Origin of the sequence: Undibacterium cyanobacteriorum, from assembly GCF_031326225.1 — a bacterium.
Taxonomy (GTDB): domain Bacteria; phylum Pseudomonadota; class Gammaproteobacteria; order Burkholderiales; family Burkholderiaceae_D; genus Undibacterium; species Undibacterium cyanobacteriorum.
On record NZ_CP133720.1, the window covers coordinates 244,137 to 266,658 of the forward strand.

Here is a 22,522-nt window from a genome sequence, read left to right on the forward strand (position 1 = left end):
AAGAGCATGGCGCAAGTCCTGAAATAACATGCTTTATGTGATTCTGCAGTAGTTCATGTAAAGATCTAAAAAAATAAGGACCATCAGTATGACCTCATCCCACTTTGCCGAATTAATGGCATACGCCCAAGAACATTCTAGCGCCACCAGCAAACGTCAAGGCGGCTTTATTGCAGCCTACTTCGAGAACACGGATCCCGATGAAATCACGGCGCGTGGTGCGGCGAATTTGTTTGCCCTCGCCAACGCCCACTGGCGCTTGCTCGATTCTCAACGCGCAGCAAAGACACCAAAGATTCGCGTGTATAACCCGAGCTTGGCCGAAGACGGCTTTGTCAGCGAGCACACCATTGTGCAAATCGTGAACGACAATATGCCTTTCTTGGTCGATTCCGTGACCATGGCGATCAATAAAACCGGCCGCACGGCGCACTGGATCGTTCACCCATTGATGAGCGTGGCACGTAATGCCGATGGCAGCGTCGATAACGCCAGCACCGTTGCCGCAGCCAAAGCAGCAGGCCGTAACGACCCAGTGGAATCCTTGATTTTGGTGGAATGCGACCGCATCGTCAGCGCCGCCGATCAACAAGCTTTGATCGACGACTTGCATCGCGTCTTAGCCGATGTGCGCGCCGCGGTAGAAGATTGGCAACCGATGTTGCAACGTGTGAAGAGCCTCACCGCCGCCTCAGAAAAATTCGCGCAATCGCAAGAAAGCCATGGCGAAGGTATCGCCTTCTTGAAATGGTTGGAAGATCGCCACTTCACCTTCTTGGGCGCGCGTGATTACGAACTCAAACGCGATGGTAAACAAGTGAGCTTGGTGGCGATCCCCGACTCCGGCCTCGGTATATTGCGCGGTAAAGCACAAACTAACGAAACCATGTTGCCACCAGAAGTCGTGGCGCTGATCGATTCTGAACAAACGGTGCTCGTCACCAAAGCCATGACGCGTGCTACGGTGCATCGCCCAGCGTGGCTCGATTACATTGCTGTTAAACGCTTTAATGATGCCGGCGAGGTGGTCGGTGAATCGCGCTTCTTAGGTTTGTACACATCGACTGCTTACTCTGCTGCCGTTAGCGAAATTCCTCAAGTCAGACAGCGTGCGAATGCAGTGATGCAAGCCGCGGGTGTAGTGCCTGAAAGCCATGCAGCCAAAGCCTTGCAATCGATTTTGGATGACTACCCACGCGACGAACTTTTGCAAGTTGATACCGCCACCTTAACCGAACATGCACTCGGTATTTTACGTTTGCAAGAGCGCCAACGTGTACGCTTGTTCTTGCGTCGTGATCCATTTGGTCGTTTCACTTCAGCACAAGTCTTCGTGCCACGTGATCGTTACAACACCGAACTACGTGTCAAAATCAGTAGTGAATTGATGTCCGCTTTAGATGGCCAGTCCATCGAATTCACACCAATGCTCACCGACAGCCCACTGGCTCGTATTCACTACCTCGTGCGTGCCAAGGCCGATGCGACGATGAGCAGCAACGTGAACGTCAGTGCACTCGAAGCGCGCATCGCTAAATTAGCGCAGCGTTGGGAAGATGATTGCAGCGCCGAACTCTTGCGCACCCATGGCGAAGGTCGTGGCCTCGATCTGGCGACCCGTTTCGCCAATGCTTTCCCGAATGTGTATCGCGAAGACTTCTCACCACAAGCCGGTGCAGAAGATGCCGACATCCTCGCCGCTTTGTCTGCGGCTTCACCGTTAGCGGTGAAGTTGTATCGCCCACTCGATGCAGTAGCAGGCTTATTGCGCTTTAAGATTTACAACACCTCTAAAGTGGCCTTGTCTGATTCTTTGCCCGTGTTAGAGCGTATGGGTGCCCGTGTTCTTGACGAACATCCTTACCATATTGCCGATGGCGACAACGCTTTGTGGATTCACGATTTGGGTTTGCAACTGCCAGCCGAAACCGATTTAGCCGCCGTCAAAGCGCGTTTTGAAGAATTGTTTAAAGCCGCATGGCGCGGCGAAGTGGAAAGCGATGACCTGAATCGCTTAGTCTTGAACACCGCCCTTGACGCCCGCTCTATCGCCGTTTTGCGTGCATGCTCACGTTACTTCAAACAACTTGGTTTTGCGTACAGCCAAAACTATATCGAAGCAGCATTAAACAAAAACTGCGGCATCACACAATTGATCGCCGAATTATTTGGCGCACGTTTCAAACCAGATTTCGTGGGTGACCGCGAAGTGGCTCAAAAACATATCCGCGAACAACTCGAAGCAGCGATGAGCCAAGTGGCAAGCTTGGATGAAGACCGCATCTTGCGCCAATTCATCGCTACCATCGTCGCTACATTGCGTACCAACTTGTGGCAAACCGATGCCAACGGTAACTTCAAACCGTATATGAGTTTTAAACTCAATCCACGTGAAGTGCCAGGCGTACCAGAACCAAAACCGCTGTTCGAAATTTGGGTCTACTCACCACGTGTAGAAGGCGTGCATTTGCGCGGCGGTAAAGTTGCTCGCGGTGGTTTGCGTTGGTCTGATCGTCGTGAAGACTTCCGTACTGAAATTCTCGGTTTGGTCAAAGCGCAGCAAGTTAAAAACACGGTCATCGTGCCGGTCGGTTCTAAAGGCGGTTTCGTCTTGAAGAATGCGCCACCGATGACAGACCGCGAAGCCTATCAAGCCGAAGGCGTGGCCTGCTACAAAATCTTCCTCTCTGGTTTGCTCGACCTCACCGACAACATCGTTAAAGGTGCAGTGGTGCCACCAACGAAAGTGGTGCGTCATGACCCAGATGATCCTTACCTCGTTGTCGCTGCCGATAAAGGCACAGCAACTTTCTCTGATATCGCGAACGGCGTCTCGGCTGATTACGGCTTCTGGCTTGGCGATGCGTTTGCATCAGGCGGCTCGGTCGGTTACGACCATAAGAAAATGGGTATCACCGCACGCGGTGCATGGGAATCCGTCAAACGTCATTTCCGCTCGTTTGGCCACAACACCCAAACCACACCATTCACCGTGGCCGGTATCGGCGATATGTCGGGTGACGTGTTTGGTAACGGTATGCTCTTGTCTGAGCAAATCAAATTGGTGGCGGCGTTTGATCACCGTCATATTTTCATTGACCCATCACCTGATGTCGCCAAGTCTTATGCAGAACGCCAACGCTTGTTCAACTTGCCGCGCTCGAGCTGGGACGATTACGACAAGAGCTTGATCTCCAAAGGCGGCGGTGTTTACCCACGTACCGCGAAGTCGATTTCATTAAGCCCAGAAGCACGTGCCGTCTTAGGTATTGAAACCACAGACTTAACGCCAGTGGAATTACTCAAAGTGATTTTGCAAGCGCCAGTTGATCTCTTGTACAACGGCGGTATCGGCACTTACGTTAAAGCCACGTTTGAAACGCATGCTCAAGTCGGCGACAAAGCAGGTGATGCCTTCCGCGTCAACGGCAATGAATTACGCTGTAAAGTCTTGGCAGAAGGCGGTAACTTAGGTTGCACCCAAAACGGACGTATCGAGTTCGCACAAAAAGGTGGCCGCATCTACACCGACGCGATTGATAACTCCGCTGGTGTTGATTGCTCCGACCACGAAGTCAATATCAAGATCTTGGTGGGTGCGATTACCGAAGCCGGTGATCTCACACTCAAACAACGTAATGACTTGTTAGCCTCGATGACAGATGAAGTCGGCCACTTGGTATTAACCGACAACTACTATCAATCACAAGCACTCGACATCGCTTGCCACCGTCCGCTGTATGTACTCGACGGCCAACAACGCTTGATGCAAACCTTAGAGCGCCAAGGCCGCTTGAACCGTGCGATTGAATTCTTACCGTCCGACGATGAAATCGCGCGCCGCAAAGCGCATAAGCAAGGCCTCACCGCACCAGAAAACGCAGTAGTGTTGGCTTACGCGAAGATGGCCGTGTTTGATGAATTGGTGGCGTCTAATTTACCAGACGACCCGTTCTTCAGCCGCGCTTTAAAAGCCTACTTCCCGAAAGTCTTGTCGGAAAAATTCCCAGAAGCGATTGCCAACCACCAATTGAAGCGCGAGATCATCGCCACCTTCATCACCAACACCGTGGTCAATCGCACGGGCGCAACCTTCGTCAACTTCATCGCTACGGAAGCTGCGGCATCTGCAGCTGATGTGATCCGCGCCTTCACCTTGGCCCGCGAGATTTTTGATCTTGAACCATTGTGGGATCAAATCGATGCGCTCGATTACAAAGTCGATGCCAAGTTGCAGTTAGATTTGTTGACCAAGCTCACCGCCATTGCCCAACGTGCCTCACGCTGGATGCTGCGCGCAAGAACAGCAAATGCCGACTTGCCAACGCTGATCCAACGCTACCAACCAGGCGCACGCGAACTACGCGCCAACTTGCAAGCATGGTTACCAGCAGCGGCTTACGCCAGCTTGCAAGAAGCCAGCAAAGCCCTGAGCGATGCCGGCGTTGAAGCAGGCTTGGCAGAAAATCTGGCAGCCTTGGAATTCATTTTCCCGGCCTTAGATTTAGTCGACCTCGCACAAAGCACAGGCAGCGATTTGGAAATCACCTCACGCACTTACTTCGGCATCGACGCCGAACTAGCCTTAACCGGCTGGCGCGATCAAATCAACCGCCTCCCCACCGACACCCTCTGGCAAACACAAGCCCGCGGCAGCGCCCGCGACGACGTGTACTCCATCGCCAGCCAAGTCACCCGCAGTTTGCTATCTCGCAAAGAAAGCATCGCCACCTGGCGCGGGCAACACGAACAAGCGATTGCCAAGCTCAATCAATTGTTGACGACGATTACGACGCAGGGTGCGGATTTAGCACCGGTGTCTGTGGCGTTGCGTGAGTTGCGTAGTTTGGCTTGATAAAGATTCTTGATGGATCGTAAGGTGGGCACGATGTTTGTGCCCACCTTTTTATTTATGGAATGGTGAACATGGAATACAGCGTTGAAGCTCCTTACGTGCAGACGATTAGCGATGACCAAGAAATGAAAGTCTCGCTCAACAAACGAAAGCAAAAATTAGTTGCGAAAGTTTATCCCTGTGTTGAAGTAAAAAATTCGCCAGACAGCACGAAAAGTGCATACAACAGCTTTATCATTCTCGGCAAAGTGTACACAGCTCTAGGCTACAAAGTTAATAGAAAGATCGATGATTTTGACTTGCCACAATTGGTGCGGGACAGTACAAAGATGTATGTCATCAATCCGCCTCAACACGGTCAACTAGTGCAGTCGAGTGGCGATAAAGAAGCGGGGCTATATAGTTATCAATCACAGGCTGGATATGTTGGAAAAGATACTTTTACAGTCGGTGTAGATACGATATCAAAGAGTCGAGCGAAAATAAGCTATTCACTTCAATTTAAAGTATCTGTGGTTGAGAGCATTACTAATGATCAGTATCCTTCGACCTGCAGCAATTGAAAGGATAGCCCAATGTTCTTCAATCATTTTCCTTATCAGCTGGATAGAGGCTAGAGAAATAGTTGACTAAAAAATGGTCCACACATACCTAAAAAATAGCGTCCGATTACCTAGATGCAAAACAATATGCCTGGGCGCGATTTATGATGTACATAAAACCGACGAATAGATGTTGATGTGTTTTGAGACTGGAAATTAATGATGCTGCTTGAAGACACTGATTTGGAAACAATGAAGCGCGATCATAATTCGAAGAAATTTGAACTTAATGGCGGCTTTGCAGCAGGAACTTTGGTGCATACCAAAGAAGGCTTGGTACCAATTGAGAAAATCAAGATAGGCGATTGGGTGTTGTCGAAGCCAGAGAATGGCGGTGAGCAAGCCTATAAACCAATAGTGAAGATTTTCGCGCATGAGTCTGCTACTGTGATGAAGGTCTGTGGTGAAATTCCAGATAGACCAAATGCATTCGAAAGAATTGTATCAACCCTAGATCATCAATTTTGGGTTGTTGGTCAAAAATGGACTGAGGCCGATGACCTCCCGAAAGGTCGATTTACTAATGGCGAACAGTTTGAATTACATGACGGCCGCCATGTCGCGATTGGCGGGTGCGGTGCTATCTTTGTAAGTGACTCGCCGGGTGTCGGCTGGATGCCTTCATACATGGGTGATCTCACACGCCCAGGGATTCTCCGCGACTTTGTTAACGATAAACTTATCTCGCCACAAGCCATGGCAATTGAAAGAATTCAAGCTTTGGAGAAAGACCACCCACTCAATTCACAAATTGCGCTGGAAGAAGCCGAGAAGAGCGATCTAAATTATCCGTACTTGAAATTGCCTGTCTTTGACTTAGAGGTTGAAGATTTTCACACCTATTACGTTGGTGAGATGGGCATTTGGGTACGCCAGACCGACCGAGGTGGATGAAGGTTTGACGCCGAACTAGCCTTAACCGGCTGGCGCGACCAAATCAAACGCCTCCCCACCGACACCCTCTGGCAAACACAAGCCCGCGGCAGCGCCCGCGACGACGTGTATTCCATCGCCAGCCAAGTCACCCGCAGTTTGCTATCGCGCAAAGAAAGCATCGCTACATGGCACGGATTTAGCGCCGGCGTCCGTGGCGTTGCGGGAGTTGCGTGGGTTGGGGTGAGAGAGAGTTCACAAGACACCCACTCCAAAAAGTAACTAAACACGATTTGGAATTAATCAGCAGAGCTAGATTTTGTCGCTTTCAGAGGTGGATGTCTTCGAGTTTTTAGTGCTACCAACTGGTGATTGCCGCAAGCTTCAAACAAAGCAGCAAAGCATTGCTACTCTTTTAGCTTCCTTCGCATCTGGGCGGCAATGCTCCTATACATCCCAAGGACTGAATCACCACCCGATCGCCCGTTCTCGAATTGTTTGAAAACCGAATTGAAGGGGAATATTGCGTCTTTGCCCGATTGTTGCACACAAATAGCCTCATCGTAGCGCGCCCAAGTACCTCCATAGTTTCGGATGATACACTCGCCTAGAAAGGCGCCAAATATTTCGACTAACTCGATTTTGTTTGCTGGCTTAATGCTATTTCGTTGTTGCTCGATGATGTCATCGAGCCAGCGCACGCCTTCTTCATCGTAACTAATTTCTCGAGCCGCGTGGTTACGGGCAAGCGTGAGGCATTGTGTGGTGAAGTCCTTGAGCCGATTAAGCATGCCTTTGGGACACGGTGAGAAGGGATCTGCGGGTAGCCCTGACGGACGTTCACTTAGGGAAAAGACTTGGCCACCGGTCGCTGAGCTTAACTGGTGCGACATCGCTAGGAACCTTTCATCGCGATCGTTGCAGCACCAATAGGCCCAAAAACCGTCGTTATCGCCACCATAGTTGCTGTCATCGCAAACACTGTCACCTGGCTGGATCCAACCTGTATCGGGAGTTGCATACCAGCTGACAAAATCCTTTTCCGTAAACCATGCTCCAGTAAAATTTCCTAAACGAAAACTCTCATCATCTTTGACGTAGCTGGCGAATTTGAGCACGCGGATCGGACGATCCGAGATATTGGTTAGTTCCGTCAAATAGTACTTTCGGGCCGAAGTAAAGCAGTTTTCACCGTAACGCACAGCAACCCGGCGTGCGCCGGCTTGGACCAACGCTTGATCCTTCCAAAACGCAGCAGGCGGATCCGCGAGACTAAGCAACATGATTGACTGCTCTTCGTCCGAAAGTGCTCTTGATCCAATCATTTTTTGAAAGGCTAACCTGGCGTATATTCTTGTATTGGAATCAGCTTGAAATAGCAAAGATCGTATAACTTCAAAGTCACCATCATCGAGCAAAAGTCTATTTAAGGTCATCGCACATAGCCATCGAATATCCTGATCAGTATGACCTGCTAGCCACTTGATTTCGGTTTTTAAATGCTGAAAATGTTGCGGCCGCTGCTGAATCAAGTTTAGGATTGGCGACATAAGCGTTTTTTCAGTGGGTCGCTTGAGCTCCGTTGCAGCAATTGCTAATACTTCCTCATTGACGAAGTTGGCCCAGCTAATAAGGCGCAAGATCCACTCTTTTACTTTAATGTGCTTTGTCGTGCGGAAAGCAGTCAACAGTCGTTCCGCCATGTCTTCGATATAGAAATCAGCAATAGAATGATCTTCGAAGTGCCCTTTGGGATAAGCATCCAATTCAAAGGCAGCCGTGAGCCTCGAGTCATCGCTTGAGCCAACAAGTTGTTCAATAATTTTCCTGTCTGATCTGAGTAGAGCATAGACCGTCTGTACAACGTCAACCGGAACGCCAAGTATGGCTTCCAAAGCGGCTTTTTGTTCGGTAAGCGGTGCGCCAGGACTTAAATATTCATCGTTCCACAAGGAATGGTTCGCCCGCAGGACAAACCGTGCGAAACCCGCCGGATAATTGAAATTGAGCTGAGCGAATGGAACTGAGTGACCGCAGGCGGGAAGAACAGCGGTCACGCCTTCAATGGGTTGATCGTTCATCTCCTCGTCGATTTGTGCAAACCATTTTCTTTCTGCGCTTCCAATTGGACCTATGCGAATTGAATTAGTGTGACAAACAGGGCATGTTACAGACTCCGCCAGGAGTTCTGGACAGATGAATCGAGGTTCGGAAAAAATCTCAACTTTGTAATTGTCGGCATATGGGAATAATTGCGAAAGACATGCCAATGCCTCGTTCGCAGCCTCCGGCGTCGGAGTAAAATACATGTCGTTTGGTATCACAGACAGCGTAGTATCCATTCTGTTGGCGCTCATTCAGTATTCCTTGATGGATCGAAATTCCATCTAGTATCGCACAGCCTAGGCACCTAACGTAAAATCATCGTACTGAGAATTCATAAGAAAACTCTTGAGACGTTTGCTCCAAAAAGAAATTTTTCCACTGTTCACGAAATGGGTGTGTTTGGCTTTCTCAAACTAAAAAACAACGAGATAGATTTGGTTTTTTACGAAAGTAGATAGATGAGTTTTATTGTTCAGATTATTGATGCAGCCTTGCCAGGCGATGCAACACAGCGACAACGTTTGATTGATCGGCTCGTTAGCGAACATCAGGTTAGCAATGCTGAGCCAGGTGCCGCGCTAGCGAAGTTATATCAGCAGTTGGTCGCCAACTTCCCGTGCTTGTCGAGCATCAAAGAAAATGCCGCCGACGAATGCGTATGGGCGGATGGGCCGTTGATCACGAATTTCGGTCAACGATTGGCAGTGCTTGATATCGCCCAAAATCAAGAACAGGTGCTGGCGCACATATTGAAATTAGCGGGAGAATTGAATTTAAAGGTTGTCGATGTACAGGCCAACGCGTTGTACTACCCAAAGAGTCAAGAGGCGATTGATTTCATTGCAGCGCATGAAAAGCCCGTAGTAAAGGAAAAGCCTTTAAGCGAGAAGAGTGTATTGGAATTTGTTGTTGGTCGCTTGAAACCAGTCTTTGAACGTGGCGGTTTTGTTTGGGATAAGAAGCAAAAATGGTTCGCTAGACCAGTTGCCTACGGTGAGCAGATTTTCCGAATTGTTGTCGAGAAAAAGCGAGATAGATTTCAAATATTTTTACGCGCAAGATTACAAATTGCTAAAGTGGAAGAAGCCTTAAGTAAATTGGTAACAGCTTCTTCAAGTGAGAGCTACATAGAGTATAGATACGTGTACTTCACTGGTGATTTTTTTGATCCGAAGGTTGAAAACCTGACAGAATTGTCCGAACTCGCGTCAAATTTTGAGATTATTGTAGATGAGAAAGTACTTCCATTTTTTGAAGCTACTCTCTCGTTGGAAAAGGCAAATAGCTTGACAAATAATAGCGAGAAATGTGAGTTTTTTCTGAGTTGGTATGAAGCTGAAGTTTTGACTTTAGCTTATCTTGTTGACCCATCTCGAATTCAACAGACTGCTGACATTTATCGTAATTACATTGCGTTTCGAAACTTTTCTAAGGAAGCATACCAAAAGCCCATTGATGATATCGTTGAAAAACTTATCGCTCTAAATCCTACGCTCTAGGCCGATTAAACGACAAGCCAATCGCCTGCGTTTATATGCGTATCTTCGCTTAGAGTTATGTTCTCAGCTTTTGGAATTGACGGGCCTTAACTTTTTAAAGAAAACAAAATGGCATTCCAATTAGAGAGAGTTAGTCAAGCGCGGGCAAACGAATTGATGAAACTGGCAAACACAACGGTTTATCAATTTGCCGCGAAAGTACTTATTGATTACGACCGAGATTTGGTTTTGCTTTGTTTAGGAGGTAAAGGAGATCAGCCTGCAGAAAGAAATGAGCCACCAAATTATTGGTGTCTTTTGTACAGGGGCAATAGCGTTAAATTTACTAGTCATAGTCGTTTCGAATTCATCGACGGCCTTGATGTTGCATGTGAAGACCTAAGAGAATTTCGAGTCCCAAATTCTTTTCAAGAGAAACTACCTGAAATTCAGGATGCTATAAAAGAAGCTTTCGCTAGTTTTTATAGTGAAGTTTACGAAAGAACTGTCTTAGCTCGCGTGAAATTTCCTGTTGCCGTCTTCTATTGATTGGAGTGACAGATCCTAGGTTGTTAAATCCAAGAGATACCTGCACTCGATGGACATCCATCTCGAAGACCTGCAGGCAAGTTTTGAGTTACCCATTTCGTACTGGGTAAAAGGAACACATCCCGCAAACCTCCCACCAATTTCGCTGAGTAAAACCAAGCACCAGCTCCAACACCTAACGCCCCCATGTTAGTATCAATTTTCATCCACCTCACTTAATCAAGAGAACGTATGAAACCCCGCCGCCAATTTCTAATGAATGCGCCTTTAGGCCTGCTCGCTTTAGCTACTTCAAGTCGTGCTGCGCTCACTGAACAAAATCCACCAACACCCGGCACGCCGCCCACCTTTGGTGCGACAGCGGCGGTGGGGCCGGAAGTGACGGCGACGACGTTTGCGGAGGCAGAGAAGTTGATGCAAGTGTCAATGACGCCGGCAGAGCGCGAGATGGCGGCGAATAGTTGGCGGGTGTCGATGGCGTCTTCTTTGGAGCGTCGCACTGGTCCGCGTAAGTTGGCGATCGAAGCAGAAATTTCTCCCGCCACGGTGTGGAACCCTGCTGTCGTCGCTGGCAAAAAACGCTCTGCCCACAATCAATTCATACGCTCACAGGCCAAAGCCATGCCCTTGCCGAAGAGTGATGCGGACATCGCTTATGCGCCGGTATCGCAACTGTCGCGCTGGATTGAAACCAAGCAGTTGAGTGCGATGCGTTTGACGCAAATTTATTTGGATCGCATTCAAAGGCTAGATCCCAAACTGCGCAGCGTCATCACCGTTACGCGCGAACACGCTTTGGCGCGCGCCAAACAAGCCGATACCGAGATCGCCGCTGGAAAATATCGTGGGCCTTTGCATGGCATTCCGTATGGCGTGAAAGATTTGTTGGACACCGCTGGCATCGCCACCACTTGGGGCGCGGAGCCGTTTAAAGATCGTGTGCCCAACCAAGATGCCACCGTCATCACGCGCTTGAACCAAGCGGGTGCGGTGTTGATCGCCAAGCTCAGCTTAGGTGCCTTGGCACTCAACGATATTTGGTTCGGTGGGCAGACCATGAATCCGTGGTTACTGGAAGAAGGTGCATCCGGTTCCAGCGCGGGCCCAGGTGCTGCCACCGCCGCGGCATTGGTCGCGTTTTCGATCGGCAGCGAAACCGGCGGCAGTATCGTCAGCCCGAGTATGCGTTGTGGTGTGACGGGCCTGCGTCCCACCTATGGTCGCGTGCCACGCACTGGCGCCATGACCTTGTGCTGGTCGCTCGACAAATTAGGCCCGATGACGCGCAGCGTCGAAGACGCCATGTTGGTATTGAACGCGATCTCCGGCCCCGATCAAGCCGACGTCGCTTGCGTGCCATCGACCTTGGATTTCGATGCCAATGCCTCCGTACGCGGCTTAAAAGTCGGCTACTTTCCCGCATGGATGAACGATAGCGGCGCCACCGAAGTCGATCGCGCTGCTTTGGAAGCCGCAAAAAAACTTGGCATGATACCGACGCCAGTATCGCTACCCGATTGTCCCTACAGTTCTTTGAATGTGGTGCTATTCGCTGAAGCGGCGGCGGCATTCGAAGACATCACCTTAGACGCCAGAGTCAATCAACTCAAAGCCCAAGTCCCCGATGCCTGGCCCAACCTCTTCCGCGAAGCGCGCTTCCTTTCCGCAGTCGACTTCGTGCAAGCCGACCGCTTACGCCGCAAAGTCGCCATCGAAATGGCCCGCATCATGAACGAAGTCGATCTCTTGCTGGTGCCCTCACTGCGCGACGAAATGCTGACGATCTCCAACTTCACCGGACATCCATCGCTCACCTTAAAAACAGGCAGCGTAGAAATCACCGAAACCCGCAGCGACTGGGCCCCCGATCCGAAAAATCCGCCGATCAAATTCACCACACCAAGAAAAGTCCCCTACGGCGTCACCTTCATCGGCCGCCTATTCGACGAAGCCACTATCGCCCGCGCTGGCTTGGCTTTGGAAAGGCATTTTGCGGTAGCGGGTGAACGGCCGCCGGGGTTTTGAGTGAGGTATTTAGATTGAAACCGTCGACGTCCATTTTGAGAAGCGAGTTCTCTCTCGATACTAAGGGCGGGTTTCTCTAGAATCTGGAATTCAATTAAAGTGCTTGTTTATTCGTTTTGCGAACTTCGCTTTAGCCCCTTAAGGTCACATCTATTCAAAGGAAAAAATATGCGCTCAACGTTCAACCTGATGAACCTAGCCTTTTCTTTCATTCTGATTTCGCTACCGCTTGAATCATTCGCATGCAAACCTTACATCCCGAGAATTGAATCCTATCTGCAAGACGGCAATACGACGGCAATGGTCTTTGTCGGCACTGTCACATCGATCGATTTAGCCCAAACCTTTAAGGATGGGGTTGTCTACGATGTCAAAATGAAGGCCACACGTTGGTTTGTTGGCGATAAAAGAACTGAAGTCATTGTGCGGGCCTATATGAGTACAGAACGTAGTACAGATTGTGCGGGCATCGGTCAATTCCGTGCGGAGGTTGGTGAACAGTGGTTCATTTTTGGCGATAAATTTGAGACCAAGCTAAACCCAGACACGTTCAATAGTCGAAAGATCGAGAATGGAATTTTGCCCGAAGATTTTCGATTGCGACTCGAACAAAATGGTATTCATTTCTAATCAAATCTGCTTATTGATAATTGCAACAAACAATCCGTGTTGAACTGTACCGCGATTGGAAAGAAAAGCGTGCGGTAGGTGCGATTAGCGAAGCGTAATCGCACGCATGGGATCACCCCCCCACACTCATTGCGGGAAGTATGTTTTCTGTAGCTTCTGGAGGCGGGTGGCCTTGCTTTTCCTCTTGTGCCTAGTAGCGCCAGTTGCTAGTTATAATTAAGCACTTTCTCGAGGCGGTCAAAAAAATAGTCGCGCCTGAACTGCACCTCAACTTTTTAGATCGATCAAATGACCTTATTTCTTAAGAAGCCGATTCTTGTATCCTTGTCCCTCGCGTTGCTTGCCTCGCTCGGCGGATGTATCACGTTCATTAATCATATTCCCGGTAGTATTGCCATCAAAGTGGTACCAGTAGTTGCGGAGGGGCAGCTCTTGCTTCAGTGTGAGGCTTCGTCGAGTGGGAAGTGTTATTTTCTGATCGGGGATCAATATGATGTGGTGTACGAAGCCGTGGTCGGTGAGTCGAAGCCAATCCCCGCGCCAAAACAACCAGTTCCGTTTTGCGCGACATTTTCTAACTCGTTTCGTAAGTTGTGTAATCAGAACACATTCATCAGTCCGAATGGCGAGTATTTGACCATCACCCAAACTTGGCACCCGAGGTGATGCGTTTTTCTGCTTCGAATTAATTGGACGCGGTTCTGTGAAGCGCATGTTTTCTACGATAAACTAAACCGCCAGTTACGCCCATATTCGAAAGACGGAGATTCAGCATGCGTGCCTACACACAAGTCATTCAGTTTCAGAGGTATTCAGCCGCTGTGGTTCTGCGGTTCGCAATGTGCTTGTGCACCACTATCGCTACGCCAGCAATGGCGCAGGTACCCAACGAACAGTCTCTCCAGAACGCAGTGCAATCAGACCCCAGACCCATCGCCTTGTTCGTCACTGGCAAGAACAAGGCACAGCCCTCGCACTGGTAGGCCAAGGCAAAGCTTCAACGGGCGCTACGCTCGATGTCGATACCCCAGTGCGTGTCGCGAGCAACACCAAGACCTTCGTTGCAGCGACCGTGTTGAGATTGTGGGGAGACAAACGTATTGATCTTGATGCCGCGATTGGTCCCTTGCTGACGCCTGCGATCGATCAACTTCTGCGAGACGGCGGTTATGACACAAATCGTATAACGGTGAGGCAGCTCTTGAGCCATAGCGCCGGAATATATGATCATGCCGCTGATGATCGTTATTTAGGACTGGTACTGTCGCAACCGGAGCGTCGCTGGACTCGTGAAGACTTGGTGCGCCTCGCCGTGAATTGGGGGCGCCCCTCGTCTGCAACGGGTACGGCGTTTCACTATTCTGATACCGGCTATATCCTCATCGGCGATATCATCGAAAGAATTACTGGTCAGCCGCTGGGTAAGGCGGTGCGCGCGCAGTTGCAACTCGACCGTCATGGCTTGCGCTCAACGTGGTGGGAAATCATGGAAGATCAGCCTAGCACGGCAACGACGCGCGCAAGACAGTTTGTTGGTGAGCTTGAAGCGAGTAAGTTGGATGCAAGCATCGACCTCTATGGTGGTGGTGGGCTTGTCATGTCAACACGCGATTTAGCTACACTGACAGCCGCCCTATTTGAAGGCAAGCTCTTCAAACATCCCGAAACACTGAAGGAAATGCTGTGGCGCGGTACGCACCAAGGTGCAGAAAACTATCGACTCGGCGTGTTTGTGAAAACTGTCGATGGCCAAGATTGCTACTGGCACAGCGGCTATTGGGGCACTGTTGCCTACTATGCGCCCGCGAAGGGAATTGCCGTTGCAGGTGCATCGAATAATCAGGATGCTTATCGCAGACTGGTAAAGATGGCGGAGCAGGCGGTCGGTATCTCGGCAGGCGCCAAATAGCGAGTGTTAGGAGGGATTAGCGAAGCGCGCTTCTTTTCCTGCGTCGACTTTGCACAAGCCGACCGTTTCCATCGCAATGTCTCCCACGGCGTCACCTTCATCGGCCGCCTTTTCGACCAGCAAGCAAATTGGTGATACTGGCAGGCAAAGCTCTATCGATCATGCAAAATTTATTATAGTATTTGACTTTATATCTCCGATCCCGATAGGTTCTGCGGTAACGATGCCGGACAAGGATTTCATGGAATTTGAATGGTGAATCTCAATGACATATTCGACCCGTGGCAAAAATCATTCTGATGCGCAAACTCAACGGCAAGTGGCTACAGTAACTGAGTCCACACTTTCCGATAATCGCGAATCCACCTCTGCTTCATTATCACGGCAAGCCATGATGGCTAACAGCCAGCAACAACAAAAGCTGAATTCCGCCGCCCAGCTTATGGCAAGTGGCTCTGTGACGCAAAAGCTAAATGTTTTCACGAAAAATGTGGCGAATGAATCTGAGCCTACACAGCGGATGGAAGATGATGAAATTCTTCAAGGCAAATTCGAGGCCGAACCTGCTCAACGTGAAGCAGCCACACGCAGTTCAAACCATACCGGCCTGCCTGACAATTTAAGATCGGGGATAGAAAGTCTTTCCGGTATGAGTATGGATCACGTCAGGGTTCACTATAACTCCGACAAGCCCGCACAGTTGCATGCACATGCTTATGCACAAGGCAGTGAAATTCATGTGGCGCCAGGACAGGAGCAGCATTTACCTCATGAGGCATGGCATGTGGTGCAGCAAGCACAAGGGCGAGTCAAACCCACGATGCAGATGAAAGGAAGCGTGCCGGTCAATGATGATACGGGGCTAGAGCATGAGGCGGATGTTATGGGGGCAAAGGCCTTAAGCCCAACGATCCTAACTAACGCAATAACCAATGTTAAACAACAGAGTGACTCGGCTTTCGCTTCTCCAATTCAATTGTTAAGTAATGCTGTTTTACAGAGGGTGCTGATTGGAAAATTTGATATTGATCGGGGATCCGAACGCGAAGACATTGTTTTGGCACTTCAATGGTCGAAATTTCAAGGAATAGGCACGAAACTCAGTCGCACACAAGTGCTCGAATTGATCGAAGAACTAAAGCAGCATGGCGATTGTGCAGACATTGTTGAGGATCTTGAGGATTTGTCTGAAGAAGAGGAAGAAGAGGAAGAAGAGGAAGAAGAGGAAGAAGAGGAAGAAGAGGAAGAGGAAGAGGAAGAGGAAGAGGAAGAGGAAGAGGAAGAGGAAGAGGAAGAGGAGATTGGTCTAGATTTGTTCGATAAAGAAGCAAAAGCAAAAGCGCGTAAGGAGCTTGCAGATAAGTTCGAATGGGAAAAATTTCCTGAATCACAGGATGGGTTCACAAAAATCGGTGTACATGAAACAGATTCCAAAGAAAAGAGCAGATCATTGGCCAAAGACGGCCCAAGCAAAGAGATGCTGGGTCAAGGCCATGGTAGCGGCAAGGGGAAAGGCTTTTATGTTACCCCAGTGGGTAAGAAGAAATTATCAACAGCAATTGGTGCCATCGAGTACGGTAACGAATTATTGGCGATATACATTCACGAGAGTGTGAAGCGATTTGAATCGCCTAGTGTGGAGGATGATCGTGTTGACAGACTCCAAGAGCTTGCCGTGTTGGAAACGATTGAAGAACATACATCAGCGATTGAATTTTTGATCGAAGAAGCACAAGAGTTACTTTCTCAAATTGACAAAGAACTTACCTTAAGCCAAAAGAAACTAGAAGAACTCGAGTCGGTCACCGATGGTATAGCGGAACAATTAGAAAAAATCGAGAAAGAATTGAAAAAAATAGAGAGAAAACTGAGGCGTGTTGCTAGCATGATCGAGAAAATGAAAGTACATCAGATGCAAATTCAAAATCCGACAGAACTTTACTATTTCGTTATTTCTGGAGGTGGCGAGATCCTGATACCGGTAGAGTCATTCCATATGGTACGAGCATTTAATAACAATGATTCGCTTTGAAATAAACAAGGTGGAGAAAACAGGTCCCCTCGCCCAAAACAAATTTTCACGAAAACAATTTAGAAGACACCTCTTTCTAAAACTATTGTACTTCGATTGTAGAAATCATCGAAACTCGTAGCGACCGCGCACCGAATCCGAAGAATCCATCATCGCCCGCGCGGGTTTGGTTTTGATAAAGCATTTTGCGGCAGCGGGGACCGGCCGTCGGTGTTTTGAGAAAAGTTCAAATGAAATCCAAAAAACCGTGTCTTTGTATTTCTGGTGCTCGAGGTCTCGGCTCTCGTTGGCATTCGTCAGTCAGTAAATCGCTTTTTGAACATTCATCGAGATACACTATCGTTTTTCCAATCGTATTGATCTTTGCTTGGAGTGCTTATGGCATACATGTTGAATTCGAAGTTGGTAGATCTTGCGTTTTCTGAGTCAACTTATGGTGATGGTAAAAAGTTGGTTTCGTTCGAAGTAGTCAGCGCTGGGACTTTGCACGTAAGCTCTGGGGCTATTGTGGCGTGTGATCCTTTGGTACAACCAGGAGCTCAGCCTTTCGTGTGCCAAATCGCAAAGGGCGATTATGAAGTACGGCTGGCGATTGCCCGTCTTGCCGGTGGTGATGAGCGAGTTGCTTTTGCCAAGCTAGCGTTTTCTGATAGTCCCGTAGTCGATTGGAAAATGGCGCTCGTTGAAAATCAGAGTGTAGAAAAACTAGGTGCGGATGAATTCTTTGGATACGGTGTCGATGCAGGGACCGGCTGCTTCATGGATGCTGATGCTGCGCTGCTATTACAAGAACGGATGGATCAAGACGAAGAGTACTTTGAACAAATTGGAGAGCAGATGGATGCGACCTATAAGTACACTCGGTCGTGGGCATCAGTTCTGCCATCAACCGCAAGCAAGGCGAATATCGTTTGTTTCTCTTCTGGATGGGGCGATGGCTGCTATCCTTCTTTTTTCGGCTATTCCAGCGATGGAAAAGTCGTTTCCCTTGTGACAGATTTCTGTGTCTTAGATGAAGCCGAAGCAGAGACTTCAGTCGAGAAGAAACCGTGGTGGCAGTTTTGGAAATCTGTATAAACTTCGATCAGCAAACGAAATACCGTCTCGGTTGACCTCACCTTCGAGCAAAACCCTAGCGCGGTAGGTGCGATTAGCGAAGCGTAATCGCACGCATGTGATCATCGTCAAAAGCCAATTTAGAAAACAAGTTTTCTCTCGGCATTTAAAATGATGGGCTTTGATGTTTGTTCTATGCTCGATTTGATGTTTAAAGGGCATCCTAATCTCCACAACATTTTTGAATTCACACCGAATTTTTCAGATTCACTCCGCTAAATCTAGTCTTCATCGGAAACAGCTTACCAATCATTTGCAACGAGTTTAGGATGCCCTTCATCACAGCAAGTGGGGGAATTATGAAACTTTGGTCATCGATGTTTTGCGCGACGTGGTTTATCGTCGGGGGTAACTGCTCTGCGAATGTTTTGGCAGACACCACCATGCGACAGTCGAACGATGACCTCCTTATCGATCAACCACAAAGCTCGCAGGCAACAACTGCGACTACGTCATTTGTCCCAGGCTCTTGCGAGATTGGTATCTATCGCCTAGAGGAGCGCTCATTTGTCACGCTGACGAAAGGTGATCAAGGATTTAACTACACCTTTAGTGAGGGATTGATTGGCAACACGCAGGACGCGAATGCACTGGTCGAGTGTGGGCGAGAGGCCGTTCGTGTTTTCGGAAAGCAGATTTGGCATCGCCAGAAAATTCGTGAATCCAATGTTCAATTCGAGTCGCATGGCGTCATTCTCGCGGGAAGATTGCTCGAAACTCTCGACGCTGGGAAGACCACCCCTCTGGTGGTATTTGCCCACGGATCGGAAGATAGTGGCTGGATAGATCGTGCGGCAGATCCTTATCAAATGGTCGGCCGCGGTGTTTCGGCCTTTGTGTTTGATAAGCGAGGCACAGGCAAATCAAAGGGCGAGTACACGCAAAATTTCCCCTTATTGGCTGATGATTTGGTGGCAGCAGCGCACGAAGCAAAGCGACAAGCAAGCGGGCGATTTGGTCGCTTCGGCCTGCTGGGTTTGAGCCAAGGTGGTTGGATCGCTCCTTTGGCATCGGCGCGAGCGCAGGCTCAATTTATCGGAATCGGATTTGGTTTGGCAGTCGATATCGCTGAGCAAGATGTCGCCAAAGTCCAAAAAGAATTGAAAGATCGCGGTTATGGTGCCGATGTTCTTGCTCAAGCACGATTGATTACTGAGGTCACCGCCAAATTGGTGAAGACAGCCTACAAAGAAGGCTTGGACGAACTCGCTGATATACAAAAGAGATACTCAAAGGAAGCCTGGTTTGCCGCGATAAAGGGAGGATACTCTGGCGTCTACTTGAACATCTCGGTTGAAGATCTACGGAAAAATGGCCTGCCCATGTTTGATCGATTAGGCGTTGATTGGTCACAGAACCCAATGCAGGTTTTGGTGAGCGTCAAAATCCCCCAATTCTGGGCATTTGCTGAAGACGATCGGCAAGCACCCATCGCCACTTCGTTGGAGAGACTGCGGAAGTTGCGCACGCAAGGACATGACATCACCATTCACGTATTCCCGCAGGCTGATCACGGCATGCTGAATTATGTACAGGCAGATGACTTGTCGCGCAAGTCGACTCGAATTGCTGCCGGATATTACGACCTCATGGCGGATTGGGCGAAGGGGCAGATCAATGTGAAGTATGGCGATGCGTATCGTCAATAAGCGAAGGGCGGTAGCGCTAATCGAGAGCGATTTGCCGCCTTACGATGGGAACGAGTGTAAGGGAAATAAGAATTCTTCCCTATTCAAATCGTCCCCTTCGCTTTCTCTGGCCTAGCCATCTTATGCAAACCGCTGCCAGTCCATTATCCAATTGGTTTGCCAGCTTTTTCCGCCATCGTTTGATATTGCCTGCTGCCATCGACAGGTTTGGCGGCTGATGTTGTCCCACATGCCGCGAGCAAGTATGGTTTTTTCTTGTTCGACTTCTTCGGAAATAAAGATCCCTACTTTATCTTTGAAGCCTCCTGTGACACCGGGTGCCGTCAGCACGCCGCTCTTGGAGTTGACCCAGAAATCCGACCAAAGCTTGTTCTCAACATCCAATATCCTTAAGCCCATACCGCTGAATTGGCGTGCGGGTATGCGTAGTTCTTCGATGCTGGCGAGGCCGTTGAGAATACTCCAACAGGTCGCTTCACCATCGAAGACGTCCCAGTGATTCGTGGCCGGGTCTTTCAGGCGACGATGTTTGATGCGCCATTCGCCGTGTAGAAAATCAAAGTCGCCTGGCTTGCCAGGATCCAGTTGTGAGGTGTCGAGCATAGTACCTACAGTCTCGCTTATTTTCTCTGCCTGTGCCAAGGTTGGAATTGCTAAGCCCGCAGCCGCTTGTAAAAATAGGCGGCGTACCGCTTGATTCGATGCATCTGTCATATGTGCTCTCCTAAAAAGGCAATCATCAGAATGATTTTTGATTGTGCTGAATGATTAGGCGTATGATAGAAAGAGATTGTTGACAGTCTATGTCATGAATTATTTGTTCTTAGCTTTTTTGTTCTTTATTGATGGTCTTGTATGGTTTTCTTGTTTTATGCGCGCTAGTCGACTTCTATCTATTCTCATCCTCTTGCAGTTGCAAGGCCGCGTGCGTGCGCAGGCTTTGGCTGATGAATTCGAAGTTTCTTTGCGCAGCATTTACCGTGATATTGATGAGCTCAGTGCCGCAGGCATTCCGATTCAGAGTGAACGTGGTCCAAACGGCGGCTTTCAGTTGATGGAAGGCTATCGACAAACCGTCGGCAATTTTGAATATCAAGAGGCGGAAGCACTATGTCTCATTGGTTTGCCCGGGCCAGCGATGGCACTCGGTATGCAACAGGCCGCCACTCATGCAAAACGAAAAGTGCAATCGCTTTTGCCGCCTAGTCTTAGACAGCAGTCCGATGCAATGGCGAAAATGTTCCATCTCGATGTGAGTGATTGGTATCAGAGTCAAACACCACTACCAGAATTGCCAAAACTCGCACGGGCTCTGGTCGAAAGGCGCCAGCTAGCAATACGCTATGAAAGTTGGACTGCAGTTCGGTCTTGGACACTTGAAGGGCTTGGTTTGGTGCTCAAAGCAGGTACGTGGTATCTCGTCGCTCGTGGCTCTAGCCAAAAAGGAAAACCAGCCAAAGTGCGTACATTTAAAGTCGCCAATATCAACACCTTGGAAATCTTAGAGCAGCGTTACACGCCACCAGAAGAATTTGATCTGGCGCTGTATTGGGACGACGCTATGCAGACTTTTGAGCGGCAATTACGCGGCAAAATTGCAACCATAGAGCTGGATCAAGCGACCCTCACAACCCTTGCTAGCACGGCTGAATACGCACGAATAGCCGCGCGTGAAGCGCTGCCGCTTAAGGGAAAGCCAGATCGCTTTTTACTACAGCTTCCTTACGAAAATGATCTGCAAGGAGCGCGCTTGATGTTAAGCCTCGGCGGCGATTTCGAAGTGCTCGAACCGATCAGCCTGCGCCAGCAGATACATCAACTTGCCGCACGCTATTATCAGCTGCATTGTGAGCTGCATCCTGAGCTGCATACTAGTTCGAAGAAGAAACGTTGAAGGATTCATCAAGATATGGTCTCAACGGACCATCGATGACGTTGCTATTTTTGGGATGTTTAGGGTATGTTGATCTACCAGTTATACCTCGAAATAGCCCCCGAAGATTTCTATGCAAACTTTCTTAAAGCGCGAGGATTCGTTGCATTTGTCGGCAACGCCATTCGTTTTGGCTTGCAGTTTTTTTCTGTTGATGTTTCTTCTTCTTGCAGTAATTTCAGAGTGCAAATTTGAAACAAGAGCGAACCAAGAATAGATTTTTGCCCTTATCTAAGGCGGTGGCATTGGGATGGTTTGCTTGCATAAAAACTTCAGATGTTTGCCCGCATTTTTAATATTCTGCACCGATTAAGTCCAGAATAATTTCCGTACAATTGTTGAGATGCGATCTTGATTTTGGTGAAAATTGCATGCGCTGCCCTAGCTTGCTGAAGTCTTGAGGGGCGTATTGATCCCTGCCATCGAGATGATTATTTGGTCCCCTATTTGAGAGGAATGGCTATGTTAAGACGAGCGATGCAAATACCGATTCATGTAGTGTCTGTGTCGGCCAGAGCAGTGCAACGCGGCGGACGGCAAGTTGCCGCAGGTGCTGGTGTTGCAGGGCTCGCCGTCGTCGCCGGTGCGATGGAAGAGGCTGGCAATCAAGCGGCACTCGCGCGCTCTGGTCGACCAACCGGTGTCGCATCGACAAACCCGTGGCAATAACAGCGATGCAGTGGTGATTGCCTACTAGCCTAGTAGCGGGTTAGCGCGGTAGGTGCGATTAGCGAAGCGTAATCGTACGCATGAGAGAAACGTTCA

At 49.0% G+C, this 22,522-nt stretch carries 17 protein-coding genes; 15 read left to right on the forward strand and 2 right to left on the reverse strand.

Annotated elements, in window-relative coordinates; translation table 11 throughout:
• The first annotated feature begins 88 nt into the window (after positions 1-88).
• From RF679_RS01065 to RF679_RS18885, 4 genes are all read left to right on the forward strand, one after another.
• A complete protein-coding gene (locus tag RF679_RS01065; RefSeq protein ID WP_309482377.1) occupies positions 89-4,855 on the forward strand; it encodes an NAD-glutamate dehydrogenase in 4,767 nt (1,588 codons plus the stop codon).
• A gap of 71 nt (positions 4,856-4,926) precedes the next feature.
• On the forward strand, positions 4,927-5,418 hold the full coding sequence (locus tag RF679_RS01070; RefSeq protein ID WP_309482378.1) for a hypothetical protein: 492 nt from the start codon (positions 4,927-4,929) through the stop codon (positions 5,416-5,418).
• Positions 5,419-5,616: 198 nt separating this feature from the next.
• Positions 5,617-6,351, forward strand: coding sequence for a polymorphic toxin-type HINT domain-containing protein (locus RF679_RS01075; RefSeq protein WP_309482379.1), 735 nt, complete (start codon positions 5,617-5,619; stop codon positions 6,349-6,351).
• A gap of 42 nt (positions 6,352-6,393) precedes the next feature.
• Complete coding sequence (locus RF679_RS18885; protein WP_373921793.1) at positions 6,394-6,612, forward strand: hypothetical protein; 219 nt, start codon at positions 6,394-6,396, stop codon at positions 6,610-6,612.
• Between the two features lie 125 nt (positions 6,613-6,737).
• Here RF679_RS18885 and RF679_RS01080 read toward each other — a convergent pair whose 3' ends face one another.
• Positions 6,738-8,687: a hypothetical protein gene (locus tag RF679_RS01080; protein ID WP_309482380.1), complete on the reverse strand. Its 1,950-nt coding sequence runs from the start codon at positions 8,685-8,687 to the stop codon at positions 6,738-6,740.
• Between the two features lie 207 nt (positions 8,688-8,894).
• Here RF679_RS01080 and RF679_RS01085 point away from each other — a divergent pair, with 207 nt between their 5' ends.
• The 9 genes from RF679_RS01085 (at position 8,895) to RF679_RS01125 (ending at position 19,824) form a co-directional block, all read left to right on the forward strand.
• Positions 8,895-9,935 (forward strand): hypothetical protein, encoded by a 1,041-nt coding sequence (locus RF679_RS01085; protein ID WP_309482381.1) that lies wholly within the window; start codon positions 8,895-8,897, stop codon positions 9,933-9,935.
• Positions 9,936-10,043: 108 nt separating this feature from the next.
• Complete coding sequence (locus RF679_RS01090; RefSeq protein WP_309482382.1) at positions 10,044-10,463, forward strand: hypothetical protein; 420 nt, start codon at positions 10,044-10,046, stop codon at positions 10,461-10,463.
• A gap of 231 nt (positions 10,464-10,694) precedes the next feature.
• Positions 10,695-12,488 carry an amidase gene (locus RF679_RS01095; protein ID WP_309482383.1) on the forward strand — a complete coding sequence of 598 codons (1,794 nt, stop codon included), beginning with the start codon at positions 10,695-10,697 and terminating at the stop codon, positions 12,486-12,488.
• Between the two features lie 168 nt (positions 12,489-12,656).
• Complete coding sequence (locus RF679_RS01100) at positions 12,657-13,118, forward strand: hypothetical protein (RefSeq protein ID WP_309482384.1); 462 nt, start codon at positions 12,657-12,659, stop codon at positions 13,116-13,118.
• A gap of 288 nt (positions 13,119-13,406) precedes the next feature.
• Positions 13,407-13,784 carry a hypothetical protein gene (locus RF679_RS01105; RefSeq protein WP_309482385.1) on the forward strand — a complete coding sequence of 126 codons (378 nt, stop codon included), beginning with the start codon at positions 13,407-13,409 and terminating at the stop codon, positions 13,782-13,784.
• A 181-nt stretch (positions 13,785-13,965) separates the two neighbouring features.
• A complete protein-coding gene (locus RF679_RS01110; RefSeq protein WP_309482386.1) occupies positions 13,966-15,027 on the forward strand; it encodes a serine hydrolase domain-containing protein in 1,062 nt (353 codons plus the stop codon).
• A gap of 265 nt (positions 15,028-15,292) precedes the next feature.
• Positions 15,293-17,059, forward strand: a complete 1,767-nt coding sequence (locus RF679_RS01115) for an eCIS core domain-containing protein (protein WP_309482387.1) — start codon at positions 15,293-15,295, stop codon at positions 17,057-17,059.
• Between the two features lie 378 nt (positions 17,060-17,437).
• Complete coding sequence (locus tag RF679_RS01120; RefSeq protein ID WP_309482388.1) at positions 17,438-18,136, forward strand: DUF4241 domain-containing protein; 699 nt, start codon at positions 17,438-17,440, stop codon at positions 18,134-18,136.
• A gap of 338 nt (positions 18,137-18,474) precedes the next feature.
• Positions 18,475-19,824 carry an alpha/beta hydrolase family protein gene (locus RF679_RS01125; protein WP_309482389.1) on the forward strand — a complete coding sequence of 450 codons (1,350 nt, stop codon included), beginning with the start codon at positions 18,475-18,477 and terminating at the stop codon, positions 19,822-19,824.
• A 120-nt stretch (positions 19,825-19,944) separates the two neighbouring features.
• Here the strand turns inward: RF679_RS01125 and RF679_RS01130 are convergent, their stop codons facing one another.
• A complete protein-coding gene (locus RF679_RS01130; RefSeq protein WP_309482390.1) occupies positions 19,945-20,538 on the reverse strand; it encodes a hypothetical protein in 594 nt (197 codons plus the stop codon).
• A 76-nt stretch (positions 20,539-20,614) separates the two neighbouring features.
• Between RF679_RS01130 and RF679_RS01135 the strand changes: the two genes are divergently transcribed.
• Together RF679_RS01135 and RF679_RS01140 are read left to right on the forward strand one after the other, a co-directional pair.
• Entirely contained in the window at positions 20,615-21,718 is a 1,104-nt protein-coding gene (locus RF679_RS01135; RefSeq protein ID WP_309482391.1) for a helix-turn-helix transcriptional regulator, read from the forward strand.
• 501 nt (positions 21,719-22,219) lie between these two features.
• Entirely contained in the window at positions 22,220-22,426 is a 207-nt protein-coding gene (locus RF679_RS01140; RefSeq protein WP_309482392.1) for a hypothetical protein, read from the forward strand.
• Positions 22,427-22,522 lie beyond the last annotated feature (96 nt).

Bases quoted from the DNA above. Each gene is read 5' to 3' on its own strand.
- RF679_RS01100 (WP_309482384.1), top strand. From the start codon at position 12,657: ATGCGCTCAACGTTCAACCTGATGAACCTAGCCTTTTCTTTCATTCTG.
- RF679_RS01130 (WP_309482390.1), bottom strand. From the start codon at position 20,538: ATGACAGATGCATCGAATCAAGCGGTACGCCGCCTATTTTTACAAGCG.
- RF679_RS01140 (WP_309482392.1), top strand. From the start codon at position 22,220: ATGTTAAGACGAGCGATGCAAATACCGATTCATGTAGTGTCTGTGTCG.
- RF679_RS01085 (WP_309482381.1), top strand. From the start codon at position 8,895: ATGAGTTTTATTGTTCAGATTATTGATGCAGCCTTGCCAGGCGATGCA.
- RF679_RS01095 (WP_309482383.1), top strand. From the start codon at position 10,695: ATGAAACCCCGCCGCCAATTTCTAATGAATGCGCCTTTAGGCCTGCTC.
- RF679_RS01115 (WP_309482387.1), top strand. From the start codon at position 15,293: ATGACATATTCGACCCGTGGCAAAAATCATTCTGATGCGCAAACTCAA.
- RF679_RS01120 (WP_309482388.1), top strand. From the start codon at position 17,438: ATGGCATACATGTTGAATTCGAAGTTGGTAGATCTTGCGTTTTCTGAG.
- RF679_RS01105 (WP_309482385.1), top strand. From the start codon at position 13,407: ATGACCTTATTTCTTAAGAAGCCGATTCTTGTATCCTTGTCCCTCGCG.
- RF679_RS01125 (WP_309482389.1), top strand. From the start codon at position 18,475: ATGAAACTTTGGTCATCGATGTTTTGCGCGACGTGGTTTATCGTCGGG.
- RF679_RS01070 (WP_309482378.1), top strand. From the start codon at position 4,927: ATGGAATACAGCGTTGAAGCTCCTTACGTGCAGACGATTAGCGATGAC.
- RF679_RS01080 (WP_309482380.1), bottom strand. From the start codon at position 8,687: ATGAGCGCCAACAGAATGGATACTACGCTGTCTGTGATACCAAACGAC.
- RF679_RS01090 (WP_309482382.1), top strand. From the start codon at position 10,044: ATGGCATTCCAATTAGAGAGAGTTAGTCAAGCGCGGGCAAACGAATTG.
- RF679_RS01075 (WP_309482379.1), top strand. From the start codon at position 5,617: ATGATGCTGCTTGAAGACACTGATTTGGAAACAATGAAGCGCGATCAT.
- RF679_RS01065 (WP_309482377.1), top strand. From the start codon at position 89: ATGACCTCATCCCACTTTGCCGAATTAATGGCATACGCCCAAGAACAT.